The sequence below is a fragment of the Pseudomonas sp. FG43 genome, assembly GCF_057809175.1.
Genome location: NZ_JBMDJL010000003.1, coordinates 85,814 through 103,295 on the forward strand (window position 1 = coordinate 85,814; position 17,482 = coordinate 103,295).

13 protein-coding genes are annotated in these 17,482 nt (G+C 59.2%); 2 read left to right on the plus strand and 11 right to left on the minus strand.

What is annotated here, in order from left to right; genetic code table 11:
* Positions 1-86: 86 nt before the first annotated feature.
* The gene (locus tag ACODS3_RS05450; RefSeq protein ID WP_489033623.1) at positions 87-923 is read right to left on the minus strand and encodes a sulfotransferase family protein; all 837 of its coding nucleotides are present in this window, start codon (positions 921-923) and stop codon (positions 87-89) included.
* Between the two features lie 414 nt (positions 924-1,337).
* Between ACODS3_RS05450 and ACODS3_RS05455 the strand changes: the two genes are divergently transcribed.
* Together ACODS3_RS05455 and ACODS3_RS05460 are read left to right on the plus strand one after the other, a co-directional pair.
* Positions 1,338-1,931 carry a phage tail protein gene (locus ACODS3_RS05455; protein WP_201018868.1) on the plus strand — a complete coding sequence of 198 codons (594 nt, stop codon included), beginning with the start codon at positions 1,338-1,340 and terminating at the stop codon, positions 1,929-1,931.
* A gap of 48 nt (positions 1,932-1,979) precedes the next feature.
* Positions 1,980-2,291 (plus strand): DUF6916 family protein, encoded by a 312-nt coding sequence (locus ACODS3_RS05460; RefSeq protein ID WP_201003835.1) that lies wholly within the window; start codon positions 1,980-1,982, stop codon positions 2,289-2,291.
* Here ACODS3_RS05460 and ACODS3_RS05465 read toward each other — a convergent pair whose 3' ends face one another.
* The 10 genes from ACODS3_RS05465 to pilG form a co-directional block, all read right to left on the minus strand.
* Positions 2,292-2,789 carry a GNAT family N-acetyltransferase gene (locus tag ACODS3_RS05465; protein WP_201018869.1) on the minus strand — a complete coding sequence of 166 codons (498 nt, stop codon included), beginning with the start codon at positions 2,787-2,789 and terminating at the stop codon, positions 2,292-2,294.
* 32 nt (positions 2,790-2,821) lie between these two features.
* Positions 2,822-4,918: a site-2 protease family protein gene (locus tag ACODS3_RS05470; RefSeq protein WP_489033627.1), complete on the minus strand. Its 2,097-nt coding sequence runs from the start codon at positions 4,916-4,918 to the stop codon at positions 2,822-2,824.
* Positions 4,919-6,238, minus strand: coding sequence for an efflux RND transporter periplasmic adaptor subunit (locus tag ACODS3_RS05475; RefSeq protein WP_489033629.1), 1,320 nt, complete (start codon positions 6,236-6,238; stop codon positions 4,919-4,921). It abuts the gene before it with no gap.
* Complete coding sequence (locus ACODS3_RS05480) at positions 6,235-7,017, minus strand: efflux RND transporter periplasmic adaptor subunit (RefSeq protein WP_201003843.1); 783 nt, start codon at positions 7,015-7,017, stop codon at positions 6,235-6,237. The genes ACODS3_RS05475 and ACODS3_RS05480 overlap by 4 nt, the downstream gene beginning before the upstream one ends.
* Positions 7,018-7,232: 215 nt before the next feature.
* A complete protein-coding gene (locus tag ACODS3_RS05485; RefSeq protein ID WP_201003845.1) occupies positions 7,233-7,703 on the minus strand; it encodes a chemotaxis protein CheW in 471 nt (156 codons plus the stop codon).
* Positions 7,696-13,689 carry a hybrid sensor histidine kinase/response regulator gene (locus ACODS3_RS05490; protein WP_489033632.1) on the minus strand — a complete coding sequence of 1,998 codons (5,994 nt, stop codon included), beginning with the start codon at positions 13,687-13,689 and terminating at the stop codon, positions 7,696-7,698. Before ACODS3_RS05490 ends, ACODS3_RS05485 begins: the two co-directional genes overlap by 8 nt.
* A 107-nt stretch (positions 13,690-13,796) precedes the next feature.
* Complete coding sequence (locus tag ACODS3_RS05495) at positions 13,797-15,842, minus strand: methyl-accepting chemotaxis protein (protein WP_489033634.1); 2,046 nt, start codon at positions 15,840-15,842, stop codon at positions 13,797-13,799.
* Positions 15,843-15,917: 75 nt separating this feature from the next.
* Positions 15,918-16,457: a chemotaxis protein CheW gene (locus ACODS3_RS05500; RefSeq protein ID WP_201003851.1), complete on the minus strand. Its 540-nt coding sequence runs from the start codon at positions 16,455-16,457 to the stop codon at positions 15,918-15,920.
* Between the two features lie 14 nt (positions 16,458-16,471).
* Positions 16,472-16,837 carry a twitching motility response regulator PilH gene (gene pilH, locus ACODS3_RS05505; RefSeq protein WP_002551739.1) on the minus strand — a complete coding sequence of 122 codons (366 nt, stop codon included), beginning with the start codon at positions 16,835-16,837 and terminating at the stop codon, positions 16,472-16,474.
* A gap of 43 nt (positions 16,838-16,880) precedes the next feature.
* Positions 16,881-17,291 (minus strand): twitching motility response regulator PilG, encoded by a 411-nt coding sequence (pilG, locus tag ACODS3_RS05510; protein WP_025262261.1) that lies wholly within the window; start codon positions 17,289-17,291, stop codon positions 16,881-16,883.
* Positions 17,292-17,482: the final 191 nt, after the last annotated feature.

Genomic DNA, 17,482 nt, shown 5'->3' on the forward strand with positions numbered 1-17,482 from the left:
GCTGTACAGTCGGCGACTTTTTCTTATTCCACCACATGTTGCTCACCAGAGATCGAACGTTGTAACACTGATATGGAAAACCGCGATCAATTGGTCGCGGCGTCGGATTTCATGCGGATCACGTTGGCAGCACTTGCCGAACCGTCATTCCAGAACGACAGCTTCGAATACTGTTCAAACAGATCAGGCGGCAGGATCGTGTGCCTGCTTTCAAAGGCAACCCTGGGTTTTACCTTGTGCAGGCCGGAGACACCCAAGGCGTCGTCGAACTGCGGTGCGTCATAGGAGAGGTTGTTGAAGTCGTGCTCGAACCACGGCTCGCCGATGAATTCATACACCAGACGCATGACCCGCTCTGGGGCCTGGGCAAGCAGGTCGTAGTCGATCAGCAGCAGGGAATCGGCATTTTCGCCGTAATAGGCTTCCTTGAGCGAAGCCCAGGCAAACCCCACCAGGCGGTTGCGTTGCGCAAGGGTCTCGACCCGGCTGTAGACGGTGTTGCGCTCGGTATCATCGACAAACAGTTTGGTGTTCTCGAAAGGATTGTTGCGATATACGCGCTCGATGCTGTCCATGATCCAGGCCACATTGCGCACACAGGCAATGACCTTGGACTTGGGGAACAGATCCATCAGGGCCGGCAGGCGAGAAGACCAGCCACGGTTTGTATCGAAAACGATGGATTTGTCGGTCTTGTCGGCGTAATAGGACTCGAAGATCCCGCGCAACAGGCGCCGGCGTGCGTTGATATCGATCATCGAAGCGAATTCGCTGCCCGCGCTGCATTGACCAAGAACGTTGGAAAACAACGAGGCAACCGGGCTGCTCATACCCGCATGAAAGCGGGGATTTTGCAGAAGAATGGCTGACAGCAGGGTAGATCCCGAGCGTGGCAGACCCGATATAAAGTGGAAGTCGTGCATCCGTTCCTCTGCCTGAGCCCTGTCCGTCTGAAAACCAATGTCAGCCTAACGTAACAATATGTACGCGCATAGTAGTACTTCGACATCAGTTCCCCGAACTTGAGCCAACACAGTCACAAAATGCGAACTTTTTTGGGTAAGCCTTTGTACTCAAAAGCTTTCCACATTCAATAGATGACAACTATCAGATGAATGGTCGGAAATCGGCCTGAATACCTGCCAGTTTTTTCCCAAAATCAGGAAGGAACGATTGAATAAACGTCATCTGCCAACCTGATTGTTTCAATCGCGACATAGCTATGTAAAAGCGCAGCAATTCGCCAAACAGTGTCTACGCTTTCACATTGCCACTACCGAAGGCAGGTGCCTGAGTGGATCACGTGTCACCCCATAACATATGAAGGATGAGGGTTTATGGAAGTTTTTATGGGCTCGATCATGACGTTCGGCTTCCCCTTTGCACCCAATGGCTGGGCGCAATGCAACGGCCAGACGATGAACATCAGCCAGTACAACGCCTTGTATGCGTTGCTGGGCGTCATTTATGGAGGAAACGCGACACAGAATTTCATGCTGCCCAACCTGCAAGGCCGTGTGCCGGTCAACCAAGGCACAGGGGTCAACCTGACCAACCGGGTGATCGGCACGGTTTCAGGCGTTGAAAAGGTTACGGTCGCCATCGCCAACATGCCGGCTCACGTACACCAGATGAGCACGCTGACCGCAACGACCACCATCAATCTGGGTGCGCAGCCGAGCGCCACCGGCTCTATCGTGCCAACGGCCACCAACTGCTATGTCGGAGGCACAACAGCCGGCCCGACTTCCGCCAACATGTTTGCACCGGACCTGGGAACCGGAGCGCCTATCGTGCAGAAAGGCGTCTCAACAGCCATCACTGGCACCATGCAACCCGTCGGAGGCAGCTTGCCTATCGACAGCATGAACCCCTTCCTGGTCGTAAACTTCAGCATTGCCTTGCAGGGTCTTTTCCCTACTCGCAACTGACTTTCCGAGCCCAGGGAAGGGCTCTCCCACTCTTGCTGGAGTCGCTCCATGCTGCAAAACGTTACTGTCGAACATTTTCGTGCACTGCTGGGCAGCCCATGCTCGCTGCAACTGGACGACGGCAGTCAGTTGCCGATTACCATCTCGTCCATCGACGAAAAACCTCTGGCACGCCTCTCCGACAATGAGCGCCTGCCCTTCAGCGTCAGCCTCAATTCATTGGAGCCCAGCACCTTCGTCGATGGCCTGTGCGCCATTGAACTGCCGGAACTGGGCAAGCTTGAAGAAGTATTCGTCTCCCGCGTTCCCCCAATGGGGCGTGATGCGAACCTGGCCTATTACTGCATCAGCTTCAACTGATCAGCTGGCTTTGGACTGACCCGGATACCAGACCAGCCGCTCCGCAGCCACATCCCGCTCTTCGACCTGAAACCCAAGCGCCAGATAATGCTGGCGCGCATGAGGGTTATTGGCCCAGACCACCGTTGCAACAGGACAACAGACCTTTTCGGCAGCCTGTTGCACGCCTTGCAATACCGTCCGCCCGTAGCCCTTGCCCCGCGCCGCCGGAATGAACGCCAGATACAGCACACGAATTTCATTGGGGCCAAAGTCCACCACCAATGCGCCGATCAAGGTGCCAAGCTTCTCGATCACATAATGCATCGCATTGGGAAACCCGTTGCCCACGCCGGATTCCTGAACGCGAAACTGCTGAGCGATGACCTCCTCCACCAGATCGCGCTCGCCATCGATCAACTGCAAATCAGGTCGAGCCGAATGATAGAGCGACTGTATGAAAGGACTGTCCGAGTCACGTGAGGGCCGTACTTCCAGCCCGTCTGCATTGTTCAACATCAGTGTCGTCCTCTTTCCCTGGAAACCACTTTTCAAAAACCACTTTCACGAACGCCCAGTGCCGCCAGCCTTCGCCAGGTCGAGCCCAGTAGCGACTCACTGCGACCTTGCAATACCGCTACACCTCGCAACGGTTGAACCGGCGCTTCAATCTCGTCCATCACTTTCAAACGTACACCGTATTGCGCCTGTACCGGCTCGGCACGGTGGTTTTCGTCGCGGCGCACGGCAATCGGCCCGTGGTGATCGGACGCCAGCGCTTCCTGATCCAGATAGGAAACCCCGTTAGCGTCCACATCCAGCAGCTCGACCTGTAGCGACGGGCGCATGGGGTCGTCAGCGATAAAACGTCCCTTGTCTCCTGGCGCGATACGCCACAAGGCATCTTCAGCCAGATAACCACGGATGCGCGTACCGCCCTCGACGATCCGGGCCAGAGGCGTCTGGGTCGAAACCCAACGGCCAGGGCTCAATTGCGGCATGAGATCACGCACCTGACCGGCCTGAGGAGCACGCACCAGCAAGCGTTCGCGCTGGGCTGCCAGACCGCGATACTCGGCCACGGCGCTGGCCAGACGCTGTTCGATAATGCCAACGTCCGCAACCGTCTCACTGCGTCCTGCCTGACGGCGCATCTGCAATTGCAGGATCTCGATTTCCCGACGCACGATGGCCTGGCGCGAATCGACGTCTGGCGACTCCAGCTCTACCAACACAGCCCCCTGCTCCACCGCCTGGCCGTCCTGCACGTTCACCTGCTTGACCCTTGCGGCCACAGGCGCATGCAGGGCCGTCACCCTCCCTGCTTCCAGCATGACCGGCAGCTCGACACTGCTGCGCCAAGGCACCGCCAGCAGCAATACCAGCGCCAACAAGCCTGCGCCGCTGAGCAAGACCCTGGGCGTATGAGCCTGTTCGCGGTTGGCCCACCAGTGGCGTGTTTCCTTGAAGATCGGCAGAAAGATGAACCAGCCCAGTTCCACCAGCATCAGGAAAATCCCCAGCAACTTGAAAAACAGGTGATAGACCGCCAGCGCAATCCCGAAAAACAGCACTGCACGCCACAGCCAGGACAGATAACCCCACCACAACAGACGGCGCTGCATGGCAGGCGTCCAGGGCTCAGGCGCAGGCTGGCCGTAACCGAACAAGGCCTCGCGCAACCGCCAGCGACACAAGGCAAAGGCCCGGCCTTGAAGGTTGTCCACTTCCCACAGGTCACTGATCAGAAAGTAACCATCGAAACGCATGAACGGGTTGAGATTGACCACCACCGTGGTCAGCCAGGTCGCACTGGCAAGCATGAACGCTGCCGTACGTGCAGGCCCGTCGGGCAGCAGCGACCAGGCCAGCAAAGCGATACAGGCCAACAGCATTTCGGCAAGGACACCACCTGCGCCGATCAGCAAACGGGCGCGCCGGTCATTCACTCGCCAGGCATCGCTGACATCGGTGTAGAACAACGGCAGCAGCACCATGAATGCAACGCCCATGCTCTGCACACGACACCCGGCACGCTTGGCCATGAAGGCATGGCCGAACTCATGACAGAGCTTGGCGAAAAACAGCGCCGCACCAAACGCCAACGCGCCGCCGAGGCTGAACAGATGAGGGAAGGTTCCAATGAATCGCTGCCAGTCACGTGCGACCAGAAACACCCCGAGCCCCAACGTGACAGGCAGGCCATAGCGCAGGAGTGAGGGGCCAAAGCGCTTCAGCCAGGGCCAGGCCCGATTGAGAAAAGCATCCGGGCGCCACAGGGGAATGCGGAAGAACAGGTATTGATGCAACAACATCTGCCACAAGCCGTGACGCGAAGCAGCCGCCTTGCAGGCATAGCTTGCACGCTGGTCCGGGTCGGTCGAAGCGATCAGGTCATGGCTGCGAAGAAAGATCAGCAGCTCTTCCACTTCGTTATCGCCCAACGGCAGACCGGGCTCAAGGTTCGCGGCCTGCAACACCTGCGTGGCGTCACCCAGAGACCAATGGCGCAACAGGCGGATAGCCTGAGCGCCAAGCTTGAAATAGCGGCCTCGCACCGGATCGGCCAGGGTCCAGCGTGGTGACCCGTCGAGTGCAGGTGCGGCAGAAGAAAGCTGCAGATCCGCCCGCAGGCTGGGCAGCGCCATTTACAGGCCTACGCTCTGACGCAAACCAGCCAAAGGCCTGCGCAAGAGATACAACGCCAAAGGTGCTCGCTCGCCAAAGACCTTCGCAGTGCCGCGCAACCCGATACGCGGCGGCGCATCAAGGAAGCTCGCATCCAGGCGATAGGCCAGTTGACCACCTGGAGTCGGCTGCGCCTCATAAGCCGCACGCTCCAGACGAGCGGAATGGCGGTGCAGAGGGTCGCTGTCGAGGAACAGAGCGATTTCAGCGTCCGGCTCCAGAGCGATGGCATCGCCGACCGCCAATTCAATGCGCAGCTCGGCCTGGGACGGATCAGCGATTTCCAGCAGGCGCTCACCGGTCTGGACCGGCTTCCCCGTCCAGCGCTGGGCATCGGCAAAGACCGCGATACCGTCACGCTCGGCACGAACCTCGCTGCGCTTGAGCAATTCGCGGGCGTAATCGCGTTCTGCACGCTTTTGCTCGACGCGAGCCGCCAGCAGGTCGACCTTCGAGCTTGATTCGGCATCGGCAAAGGCGCGTTGCGAGTTGGCTTTCAGTTCGGCTTCGGCGACACCCAGCGTGCGCTCGGCCACATCGGCCTGAGCCTTGAGGGTGGTGTTTTCAAAACGCACCAGCAGGTCACCGGTCTTGACTGGCTGGTTGGGCTTGATCAGAAACTCGGCAATCACGCCGTCCAGTGGCGCAGCCACCACGCGACCGGCCAACGGCACGACTTCGGCAGGAGCCAGAACCGACTGGCGAACCGGGATCAGCAGGCTCAGCAGTGCAACAGCCACCAACCCCACCTGACGCTTGCGACTCAAGCGCAGGCGCCAGGGTTTGCGCGGCTGCAACGCCAGCCATGCATGGCTGTAGGTATCGCCCAGTTGCGAAAGCAGAACCTGCTCGGGCGCAGCCCAGGGTTTGTCACGGGCCAGCCACAAGCCGCCGAACACTTCGCCTTTATGATCCAGCAACGGCAGCCAGAACACATGGGTGGCCGACAGGCTCTGCCAGTCTTCGCGAACCGAAGCGGTGAGCGCATCCATCGCAACGACACTGGCGGGCTTGGCTTTCTCCAGCTTGAACAACTGAGCGACTGCATGCTCGACGAACGCGACAAAGGGCGCATTGGGGTCAATCACGCTGACGCCCGTCACTGCACGCACCTTGCCGGCAATCACCAGCGCAGCATGGCGAAAGCCGAACAGCGGCTGGCCGTCATTCACTAGGCTGTAAGCCAGTTGATCGGTCGTGCGGGCAGCGCGGGTCAGGCGTTCAAGATCGAGGAACTGGGCAAAGACCCGCTCCACCACTCCAGGTACAGAAGCGTTCACTTAAGCTCCGGGAAACGTGCGGTTCCGCTCATGCCCGCCAACAGGCCCTCGGACTTTGGCAGACCGGCCACCAGCAGCAAGGTCTGGCTGCCTTCATCAATCCGCGCACCGAAGCGCTTGATGGTGGCGGTCAGTGGCTTGCCGGTTTCGTCAGGCACAAAACTGAACGTCTGACCGGCCTTGAGCTTGCCCATCCAGCGGGACGGCACCAGAAGGTGGATTTCCAGAGTACGGTTATCGACGATCTCCAGCAGCGGCGTGCCAGCGGAAACGCTTTCATAACGCTGGACCTTGCGATCCACGACCTGACCGTCATACGGCGCAATCACGCTGCAACGTTTGACTTGAACCTGAAAGACGCTTGATTGCGCCTGAGTTTCAGCGACCTTGGCCTCGGCACGAGCCACCTCGAATCGACCGACGGAATTGAGCGCAGCCAGTTGCCGGTTGTGCGCCAGTTCTTCACTGGCACCACGACTCGCCGCCTGGGAAGCGTTGAGCTGGGCCTGATAGGCCGAGCAATCGAAACGCGCCAGCGTATCGCCCTTGTTGAAGGTTTCACCTTCGCGCAGCGGAAGATCGACTATACGCCCGGCCAGTTCACTGGCGAGCACCGCCTGATCCTGTGCGCGCAAGACACCACGCGCCTCACTGGAGGCCGCAGCCTGAGCACCTGTGGAAGCATTATCCAACAACGGATCAACCTCGGCCGGAGTCTGCGCCTGAGCGACACACACCACACCGAACAACCCGAAAAACAAACCGTGCAAACACCGCATACCGGAGACTCCTTGTCGGATGAAACCAGTCTACGGCAGCCGTGATAAGCGTCAAGCCAATAGCCAGTATCTTTGCTGGGTGCCGGCTTCGGTGTCTGGAATATTTCTGCTCACCCAGGCAGGAGCGAATTCATTCGCGAGAGGCCCGCATAGCCGAAGAGAAGCTACCGTCTTCAATGACGTCTCGCGGATAAATCCGCTCCTACTGAATCGGCTCAGACCAGCCCTGCATCCACCACCCACTGCTCAAGCGCCACAAGGTCCGGAATGCGGGCCACGCTTTCTCCGGCCTGGACAGCAGCCAGCTCCAGTTCGGCCAGAGGCACATCCACGTAGCTCAACTGGCTGTCGACCTTGAATGAGCGCGGGATACCCTGGGTCAGCAAGGCGATGAACCTGACGTCGTGGCGCCCGCCCAAGGCGTTGAGGACGACGATACGCGCCCGCCCTCCTACGCGGGGACGACCGCCGCAGGCGGCTTCAAAACTGATCAAAGGCAATTTCAGTTCGCGCCAGCTGATCGGCCCCAGATACCACTCGGGCGTGTCAGGTTCGGCCGTGCAGTCCTGGTAATCGATCAACTCCGCGACCGCGACATTGGGCAACAGCAAGGAGCGGTCGCTCAACGGCAGGACCAGCCCTGTCAGCATGGTGAGGCGGTTGGTTTGAAACGCTCTTTCAGACATCAACCTGACTCCAGTGGGCAATGCTCTCCAGCAGAACCGACTCCTGATACGGCTTGCTCAGGTAATCGTTGACGCCGATAGCCATGGCCCGATCGCGGTGTTTCTGGCCAGAGCGGGAAGTGATCATGATGATAGGCAGGTCCTTGAGCTGTTCGTCGTGGCGAATCTGGCTGGCGACTTCAAAGCCGTCCATGCGCGGCATCTCGATATCCAGCAACATGACATCCGGTGTGTGCTCCTGCAGCAGGCTCATGGCGTCGATTCCGTCCTTGGCGGTCAGCACACGCATGCCGTGGCGTTCCAGCAGACGGCTGGTGACTTTACGTACGGTCACCGAATCATCGACCACCATGACCAGCAGAGGCCGGGTGTGCTCGATTTCACTGAAGGCCGGCGCTGTCAGCCCTTGGGCCTGCTGCGTCTGCGAACGGCTTTGCAGGGCGCGGATCTGTGCCAGCAGGTCAAGAATGAAAATCACCCGGCCATCGCCCAGAATCGTCGCCCCGGATATTCCCTGCACCCTGGCAAATTGCGGGCCCAGGCTCTTGACCACGATTTCCCGGGAACCCGCCAGCGCATCGACCTGCACAGCCAGCCATTGCTCCTGCAAATGCACCAGCAGCACCGGCAATGGCTGCAACTGGCCGGCAAACCTGGGCTGGCCGCCATTGAGCAACTCACCCAGATAACGCAGTTCATAACTGCGCCCGCCATAGTGATAGCGCGGCGGGCTGCTCTGGTAACAGGTTTCCAGATCGTTGGGCATGACCTGCACGATGCCGTCGATGGTATTGAGCGGCACCGCATACTGCTCCTCGCCACACTGCACCATCAGGGCACGGTTCACCGAAACCGAGTAAGGCAGGCGAATCCGGAAACGTGTGCCTTGCCCCGGCACCGAGTCGATGACAATCGAACCGCCCAGTTGCTTGACCTCGGCATGCACGACATCCATCCCGACACCGCGCCCGGAAATCTGGGTGATGATCTCGGTGGTGGAAAACCCGGCCTGGAGGATAAAGGGCAAGACCTCGTCATCGGATAGCTGCGCATCCTCCTGAATCATGCCGCGCTTGATTGCCTTACGTCGCACGGCCGCAATATCCACACCGGAACCGTCATCGCTCAATTCGATGACGATATCCCCGCCTTCATGCATCAGGTTCAGTTGAATATGACCCTGCTCCGGCTTGCCTGCGGCAAGACGCCTTTCGGTGCTTTCCAGACCATGATCCACCGCATTGCGCAGCATGTGCTCAAGCGGCGCGACCATACGTTCCAGGATCGTACGGTCCATTTCACCGTCGGCATTGCCCACGTCGAACACGACGTTCTTGTGCAACTGCGAAGCAACCTGACGCACCACCCGGCGCAAGCGGGGTACAAGCCTCTCGAAAGGCACCATGCGGGTTCGCATAAGGCCTTCCTGCAAATCCGTGTTGACCTTGGCCTGCTGCTGCAACAGCGTTTTCGCGTCACGGGCGCGGCTGCCCAGGGTTTCCTTGAGGTCCAGCAGGTCGGAAGCAGACTCGAACAAGGCTCGCGACAGTTGCTGAAGCTGCGAATGCCGGTCCATTTCCAGCGGGTCGAACTCTTCATAGCCCAGGCGCTCGGCTTGTACCTGATTGCGACTGAGGATACGGCCCTGGGTCTCCATATCCAGACGCCGCAACTGATCACGCATACGCTCGATGGTAGTTTCCATCTCCACCAGCGTGACTTGCGTATCAATGATCTGCTGCTCTATACGGCCACGAAAAATAGAGGTTTCACCCGCCAGATTGACCAGCGTCTCCAGCTGTTCGGCCGCAACCTTGACCATTTCCGGGCCACTGCGCTCGCCCTCCGGTTCGGCATTGCCCGGCACAGAGGGAGGCGCAACCATGGGCGCAGGCTCAGGCGCCTCAATGATCGGGGTGTGAACGACAGGGTCGAGGCTGGCCAGCTTCTGGATGTTCTCGATCAGCAAGGCGGCGCTGGGCAAAGGCTTGTCCGCACGCACCGCGTCGAGCATGTCGACCAGGACGTCATGGCCGCTTTGCAGCAGGCTCAACATCAACGGGCTCGGCTGCATCTCCCCTCTGGAAAGGCCTTCATAGAGCGATTCAAGCTCATGGGCCAGATCGCCGATCGGGGCGATTTCGACCATACGCGCACCACCTTTGAGGGTGTGCAGGTCACGCAGCAGGTTTTCCACTTCCAGCAGGTTCTGCGGATCAGCCTGCCAACGCGCCAGAGCTGCGCCCGAACTTTCGCTGAGGTCGAAACCTTCTTCGAGGAATATCTCCAGCAACTCCGGGTCGCGCTCCGCGGCATCCTCAGCCTGCGGTTCGAGCGGCCCGGAGGCCATACCGGCATCGCTGCCTGCGGTGACAAAAGTCCCCTGGCGAAAGCTGACAATGGCTTCGATCAGTGGCGCAGGATCTGTCAGCCGGTGATGGTTTTGCAGTTGCTCCAGCATGCGGGCCAGATGATTGTGGCTGGCGCGCAGCAGCCCGGCCAGTTCCGGCGAATAACTGTAACGACGGTCAATCAGGCCTTCATACAAGACTTCCAGCTCATGGCCCAGCGCCGCAACCGGCACAATATCGGCCATCCGGGCACCGCCCTTGAGGGTGTGCAGATCGCGCTGCAATGAAGGCAATGGCAGGGAGCTTTCCGGATCATCCAGCCAGCGCGTCAAGGCATGCCCGGCGCTATCGAGGATATCGACGGCTTCTTCAAGGAAGATTTCGACGATTTCATCGTCCAGGCCCGGCGGTTCGGCACTCGGGGGTTCGTTCGCCAACTGTGCAGTGGCTGCATTGAACTCTGTGATGCTGGGTGCCCGCGCCCCGTCGCTCTTGATAAGCCCCATGGCGGAAGGGTCCAGCGCCTCGTCGAGCAGTTCGTGCAAGGCGCGGATGCATTCGGGGCGAGGGTCGACATCCTGCCCGGCCGCCACCTGATCCAGCATGTTGATCAAGGCTTCGTGGGCATTTTCGGCCTCACTGAAGAATCGCTCGCTGACCGCAAGACTGCTTTCTTCCACCGCGCCATAAAGATCAAGCAAGGCCTCGCACAGCTCATCGACCTGAGGCAGGTCCGCCAGATGGGCGCCATGGCCAAGCGTGGTCAACTCATCGAGGAGCGCACTCAGCTCCTGCCGTTCTCCGGGGTGCTCACGCCAACGCTGCAAAAGGTTCTCGGCATCCAGAACGATGTCCATGCCTTCGGCCAGGAAAGTGGCGATCAGCTTGGGGTTGTGTTTGATTCGCAAGCCGCTGTCCGACTCACGCAATGCAATCGTCAACCGCTCATTGAGCAGCGTATGGGCCGCCTCGATCAACTTGGCCGCGCCCGGAATCTCGGCCAGCGGCTTGCTCTCCAATTGCTCAAGCCCCTTGCGCAACAAGGGCTCGGCATTGCGCAGCAACTTGAGTTCGGGCGCGCCGATGGCGATCAGGTTGGCCTTGTACTCACGAACCAGTTGGTCCAGCGGGCTCGCCAGTTCGGCAATCGGCAAGACGCCGGCCATGTGCGCACTGCCTTTGAGAGTATGCAGCGAGCGTAACAAGGCATCGCTGATCGAAGGCGAAGCACTTTGCGCTGCATGGTCGAGGAAGCGATTGAGCGCACCGAGGTGCCCGTACGCTTCCTGGCGGAAAATTTCCAGCAATTGCGGGTCGAGCTCTTCTGCGCCCTGACCGGCCGTTTTCCTGACCTGTGGCGTTTCAAGGCCGTTGGCCAGTGCATGAGCGCGGGCAGCCAGAATGTCGACATCGTTGCGCTGACGCTGTGCATCACCTGCAAAATCGCTGATGACCGAGGGCAGCAAGGCAAGCACTTGCGTCAGCAACTGCTGCACTTCCAGGCCCGGTATGACATCGCCTTCCAGCACCCGGTTGAGCAGGTTTTCCACCGACCAGGCCAGTTCGCTCAGCACCAGGGCGCGAACCATCCGCCCGCTACCCTTCAAGGTATGGAAAGCCCGGCGCACTTCGGTCAATGCAGGGCTATCGTCGTTACCCGGATTGCCAAGCGAAGCAAACCATCGAGGCAGGTATTCACGCAGCGCATCCAGCACTTCCTCGGTTTCTTCAAGAAAGACCTCGCGCAGTTCTTCGTCCACGGCCTCCTCATCCGCAGGCGGCGGCAACAGGCTGGCGGGCATGTTGCGGGCTGGCGGGTTGACGGCGGAAACCGGGCTGGCGAGGACCTGAGCGATGGTCTGCGTCGGGCTGACGAGCACTTGCCGATCATCCAGCTCCAGCAGTTCTTCCTGCGTAATGACTTCATCGAGCAGCGGCACGTCCAGCGTATCCGGTGCAGGCGAATAACCCAGCCGGGCGAGGCTTTGCTGGGCCAGATCCAGAATCTGGTTACCCGGCGCCTCGTGATCCTCACCCATGCGCTCCAGGTAATACTCAACGCCCGTCAGGGTATCGGCCAGGCAATCGAGCTGAGTCCAGGTGGGCCGGGTTTCGTCCACCAGCAATTGCTCGACGATGTATTCATTGCAAGCTGCCAGCAGGCTGGCCGCCCTGGCCAGAGGAATCATCGCCAGCGCGCCGCGCACCTGCGTCAGCAAGGCACACAGCGGTTCAAGTCGCTGGCGATCCCATTCGCCATCGATGTAATCGAGAATCACGTCTTTGGCCTGCTGCAAGACCGTCCGCGCTTCGCGAATCACCAGTTGGTGAATCTGCATCAGATCGGTGGTGGGCAGACGGCTGTCTTCCTGGCTGGTCTGCTCGGCAGTACCGATCATCCCGGCCAGTGTTGACTCGACGTACAGCAACGCACCGGCCACATCCATCAATGCAGCGTCACTGGGCTCACGCTGCCCTTGAGCCAGGCCCTGAACCACCGACAACTGATCGATGATGACCTTGCGCGGCTGACCAAAACCAAGCACCGCCAAAGTATCAGCAATCTGACGCAACGGTGGCAGCAACGGATTGAGTTCGCTGACGTGCTGACGGTCGCCGCGCACGAAGACGTCCAGCCGCTCCTTGACCCGTACCAGCCCTTCGCACAGAGCAACGATCACCGAACGCATGGCATCGCGGTCCGGCCCGGCCATGCGGGCGCGCTCTTCATTGACCACGTCGTTGCCGGGCAAAGCCTCGGCCAACGCATATTGGTCCTTGAGGTCCTGCATCTTCGGTGCCTGGCTGTCGGACTTGGCAATGTAGAACAGCAGGCTTTTCAGCAACTCTTCAGGCGCGGGCTGGTTGATGCCGTCGATCCCCTGCTCCAGCAGGCGCTTGAGCTCCTTGTCAGCGTCCTTCAGCAGGCTGCGCAGCGCAGGGCTGTTGGTAAAGTTGCCACTGACCATGGTTTCGACCAGAGCCGACGTGATTCGCCACAACGCACCAAGGGGTGCGTCTTCACACAACAGCTCAAGACGGGCAAACACCTTGGCCATGAAACCCAACTGGGTCTGTACATCCTGCTCACGCATCAACCCCACCAGTGCTGTTTGCAGGGTTTGACGCAGCTTGCGCAGCAGTTCAGGCAATTCCGGGGTATTACGCTGGGCCAGTATCTCGGCATCGAGCGGCGGGACGCTGACCAGTTGCGGGGCGAACAGGCTGGTTTCAGACAGCAGACTTTCGCCACGGGCGCTGCGCAAGTCGTTGAGCAGCGGCAAGACCACCAGCGGCAGATCCCTTCGTGCGGAATGAACGCGCTCCAGATAGGCAGGCAATTGCGTCATGGCCTGATCCAGCAACTGCATGGACTCGGCCTGCTGCGTGACACGATTTTGTTGAAGGGCCAGAACCAGTTGTTCGATTTCCTCGGCGAGCAAGGCCGCGCCATAGAATTCGATCATCTGCAGGCTGCCGTGGACCTGATGCACAAGGTTCAGGCATTCATCCAGGGCAACCGTGTTCGCTGGCTCGCTGGCGAATTCGTCCAACGCCTGTCGGGCCTGCCTGAGTGTTTCGGCTATTTCGCCCTTGAGCCATTCCAGAGCGACATAATCGCGGCGATCAGCCATGAATCATCCTGCCTCTCATCAAACAAAACACAACATCATGAATTAAATGAAATTTCCGTTGGTGCGAGACAGCGCGGGGTCAGGGACACAGCGCAATTTCTTACCAATCAAGCCTGTTCATTTCTGGATGGCGGCAAGGTAAAACCTGATACCGAGCGGCGCATTTCACTGGCCATTTTCGCCAGATTGCCAATGCTCTCTGCGGTCGCGGCAGTACCCGAGGTCGTTTGTGTCGTGGTTTGCTGAATCACGGTCATGGTCTGCGATATCTGTCCGGCAGACGACGCCTGCTGGCGAGCGGCATCGGTGATACTTTCGATCAGTTCGGCCAGGACTCTGGAAACGCCCTCGATCTCTTCCAGCGCCACACCGGCATCTTGCGCCAGCCGGGCGCCGCGCACCACTTCACTGGTGGTCTGCTCCATGGAGATGACCGCTTCATTGGTGTCGTTCTGAATGGCCCGCACCAGCGTCTCGATCTGCTTGGTGGCAGACGATGAGCGCTCGGCCAGGCGCTGTACTTCGTCGGCCACCACAGCAAAACCGCGTCCGGCATCGCCAGCCATGGACGCCTGAATTGCAGCGTTGAGGGCAAGAATGTTGGTCTGATCGGCAATGTCATCGATAAGGCTGACGATATCGCCAATTTCCTGCGAAGACTCGCCCAGACGCTTGATGCGCTTGGAGGTGTCCTGGATCTGCTCGCGGATGTTGTCCATGCCATGGATGGTGTTATGCACCACCTCGTTGCCCTTGTTGGCGATGGTTACCGAGCGCTCTGCTACCGCAGAGGACTCCGAGGCATTGGCTGAAACCTGATCGATGGAAACCGCAATATCGGTGATCGCTGCCGAGGCGGCACTGATCTGCAACGCCTGATGCTCGGACGCTGCCGCCAGTTGCATCGCCGTGGTCTGGGTATCCTGAACCGCTGCCGCAACCTGCTCGGCAGTGAGGTTGATGGTGACCACCAGTTCGCGCAACTGATCGATGGAATAGTTGATGGAGTCAGCAATCGCCCCCGTGAAATCCTCGGTCACCGAAGCGGCCACGGTCAGGTCGCCATCGGCCAGGTTCTCGATTTCGTCGAGCAGCCGCATGATCGCGGTCTGGTTGCGCTCGTTCTTCTGGGCGGTTTCACGCAACTGGCGATTGGTTTCACGCACCATCACCAGACCGATGAGGATGATCGACATCAATGCCAGCAAGCCGAGCACATACTCGCCGATGGAGTTGGCCGAGCGGGTAGTCGCCAGGTTTTCCAGACCGTTGGCCAGCACCGATGCTTCATCCAGCAGCGTCTGCGAAGTGTTGAAGATATTGCCGGACGCTTCACGCACCTGGAACAGCTCGGGAGAGGTTTCGAGAATCTCGTCGACGGAGCCGGAAACGAACTCGAAAAGCTCGGAGATTTCCGCAAGGCGCGCACGGGCATCGCGGTCCTCGACCTGGGCGATGCGCATGCCCGGATTACCTTCAAGCATGCCGTTGAGCACACGCCCGAACTGACTGGCATCACGTCCGAAAGCATCGGCGGCCTGCACGGCGGTCTCATCGCCGGACAACACGGTATTCACCGCGCCGAGAATTCTTTCCGCCAACAACGCCTGGCGTTGCGCCAAGACAACCTGACTGGCCGGAGCATGGCTCTTGAGCAGGATTTCTACGACCTTCTCGTACTCGACCTGCAATTGCGGGATGGTTTCGGACAAGGTAGCGGCCACTTGATGCAGGGACAGCACCGTCTGTTCGCTGGCCAGGATCACATCGGCATTCTTGCGCAGGTTTTCCCAGTCGTTCTGTACGGTTCGCAGTTCCTCACGTACAGCCGAAGGCGCAGCCGGCAGCCCTGTGGCAGGGTCGCCTTTCTTCAGGTAACCCCAACGCAGGTCGAAATCGTTGCGGGCATCGGTCAACAGCTTGAAGGCCTGGGCTTTGCCGGCAGCGGCCTCGGTGGCGTTCTTGGCAATGCGCTGGGACAACACGCGCAGCTCACCGGCATGCCCGATGTACTGCTTGTCGTAGTTCGACTGGGTATTGAGGTACGTGAAGTTGGCGAACAGCAAAATGATGAAAACGATAAGCGCCACGAACAACAGAATGATCTGCGCCCGGCTTTGTGCGCCTTCCAGTGACCTGCCAGTCATACTCATTAATCAGGCCCCCGCCTGGACCAACCGCGATTCGTGAAACAAAACACACCCGGCAATGCCGGGCCGACCTGCCACTTAAAATGCTACGTCCATGAAATCCGCAGATTGCGTCAGTGCCCATGGGCTGAACACCAGCCAGGCTTGCTCACGCAGGAATTGTCCACGAAGGAAAGGTGCAACCGCCATGTCAGGCACGCCAAACACTTCGGGCATCAGGCTCAATTGACTGAAATGCTGCATCCCGAAGACTTCATCCACCACCAGGCCTGCGAACACTTCCTGATACTCCACGACCAGCACACGCCGCTGCTTGCGCACTGGCGAAAGCTCGTAACCGAAGAAACCGCAAAGGTCCATGAGCGGCAACAGACGCCCGCGCAGATTGGCCATCCCGACCACCCAGGGCTTTACGCCGGGCAACACCGCATAACGTGGTTCATGCAGAATTTCGGCGATTTCGCCCATGGGCGCGACAAAACGCTGCTCCCCCATGCGAAAGCCGATACCGCTCCAGTCCTGCTGGTGGGTTTCCTGCAAAGGGAGGCCGGCCGCCATGGAGCGGCACCGCTGGTCGATATCGAGCAGCAGTTCAAAGGCAGTACGTGACTCGACCATGGAAAGCCCGGCTATCAGCCGGCCAGCACCGCGTTCAGGGTTTTCATCAGGGTTTCTTCATCCACCGGCTTGGTCAGGTAATCCCTGGCGCCCTGGCGCTTGCCCCAGACCTTGTCGGTTTCCTGATCCTTGGTGGTAATCATGATCACCGGGATCATGTTGGTGTCGGCATCCTTGGTCAGCTGGCGCGTAGCCTGAAAACCGTTGAGCCCCGGCATGACGATATCCATCAGCACGGCATCGGGCTTTTCCTGACGGGCCAACGCTACGCCATCGGCGCCATTTTCAGCCTTCAGCACCTCATGGCCGTGTTTTTCCAGCATGCCGGTGAGTTTGTACATTTCTGTCGGCGAGTCATCGACGATCAATATTCGAGCCATGGTGTTCCCCATCAGGTTGCGAGCCCGCGATCAGACGCGAGCATCACGATATTTGTTGTTCTACCGCAACGAAGCCAGGCACGTGAGCCTTGATAGCGTTCAGTAGTTCTTCCTTGCTGAAAGGCTTGGTCAAAAACTGGTCGGAACCGACGATCCGGCCCTTCGCCTTGTCGAACAACCCGTCCTTGGAAGAAAGCATGATGACTGGAGTCGACTTGAAAGCCCTGTTGTTCTTGATCAGTGCACAGGTCTGATAGCCGTCCAGACGCGGCATCATGATATCGACGAATATGATTCGAGGATGGTTATCGGCGATCTTTGCCAAGGCATCGAAGCCGTCTATTGCAGTGATGACTTCACAACCGACGTTCTTGAGCAGCGTTTCGGCGGTACGGCGAACGGTCTTCGAGTCATCGATGACCATGACCTTCAATGCTGTGGCGTACTGTTCCATATGTGTTCTTCCGTCGCCGCAGCGATTTTCTGCGTGTTCTGCGTGGCACTGGAGCCGGATCGTAGCGTTTGGCTGACCCATGGGGCAGAAGACCGGATGCCGAGCCTTTTTAGCACACTCTCCAGACTCAATCCATAAAGCGCTGCCCCTTGACCCGAAGCAATCGGAGCGCCACCCTGACGCCTATTTCA

Coding starts and splice junctions, on each gene's coding strand:
- ACODS3_RS05450 (WP_489033623.1), bottom strand. CDS start 923: ATGCACGACTTCCACTTTATATCGGGTCTGCCACGCTCGGGATCTACC.
- ACODS3_RS05455 (WP_201018868.1), top strand. CDS start 1,338: ATGGAAGTTTTTATGGGCTCGATCATGACGTTCGGCTTCCCCTTTGCA.
- ACODS3_RS05460 (WP_201003835.1), top strand. CDS start 1,980: ATGCTGCAAAACGTTACTGTCGAACATTTTCGTGCACTGCTGGGCAGC.
- ACODS3_RS05465 (WP_201018869.1), bottom strand. CDS start 2,789: ATGTTGAACAATGCAGACGGGCTGGAAGTACGGCCCTCACGTGACTCG.
- ACODS3_RS05470 (WP_489033627.1), bottom strand. CDS start 4,918: ATGGCGCTGCCCAGCCTGCGGGCGGATCTGCAGCTTTCTTCTGCCGCA.
- ACODS3_RS05480 (WP_201003843.1), bottom strand. CDS start 7,017: ATGCGGTGTTTGCACGGTTTGTTTTTCGGGTTGTTCGGTGTGGTGTGT.
- ACODS3_RS05485 (WP_201003845.1), bottom strand. CDS start 7,703: ATGTCTGAAAGAGCGTTTCAAACCAACCGCCTCACCATGCTGACAGGG.
- ACODS3_RS05490 (WP_489033632.1), bottom strand. CDS start 13,689: ATGGCTGATCGCCGCGATTATGTCGCTCTGGAATGGCTCAAGGGCGAA.
- ACODS3_RS05495 (WP_489033634.1), bottom strand. CDS start 15,842: ATGAGTATGACTGGCAGGTCACTGGAAGGCGCACAAAGCCGGGCGCAG.
- ACODS3_RS05500 (WP_201003851.1), bottom strand. CDS start 16,457: ATGGTCGAGTCACGTACTGCCTTTGAACTGCTGCTCGATATCGACCAG.
- pilH (WP_002551739.1), bottom strand. CDS start 16,837: ATGGCTCGAATATTGATCGTCGATGACTCGCCGACAGAAATGTACAAA.
- pilG (WP_025262261.1), bottom strand. CDS start 17,291: ATGGAACAGTACGCCACAGCATTGAAGGTCATGGTCATCGATGACTCG.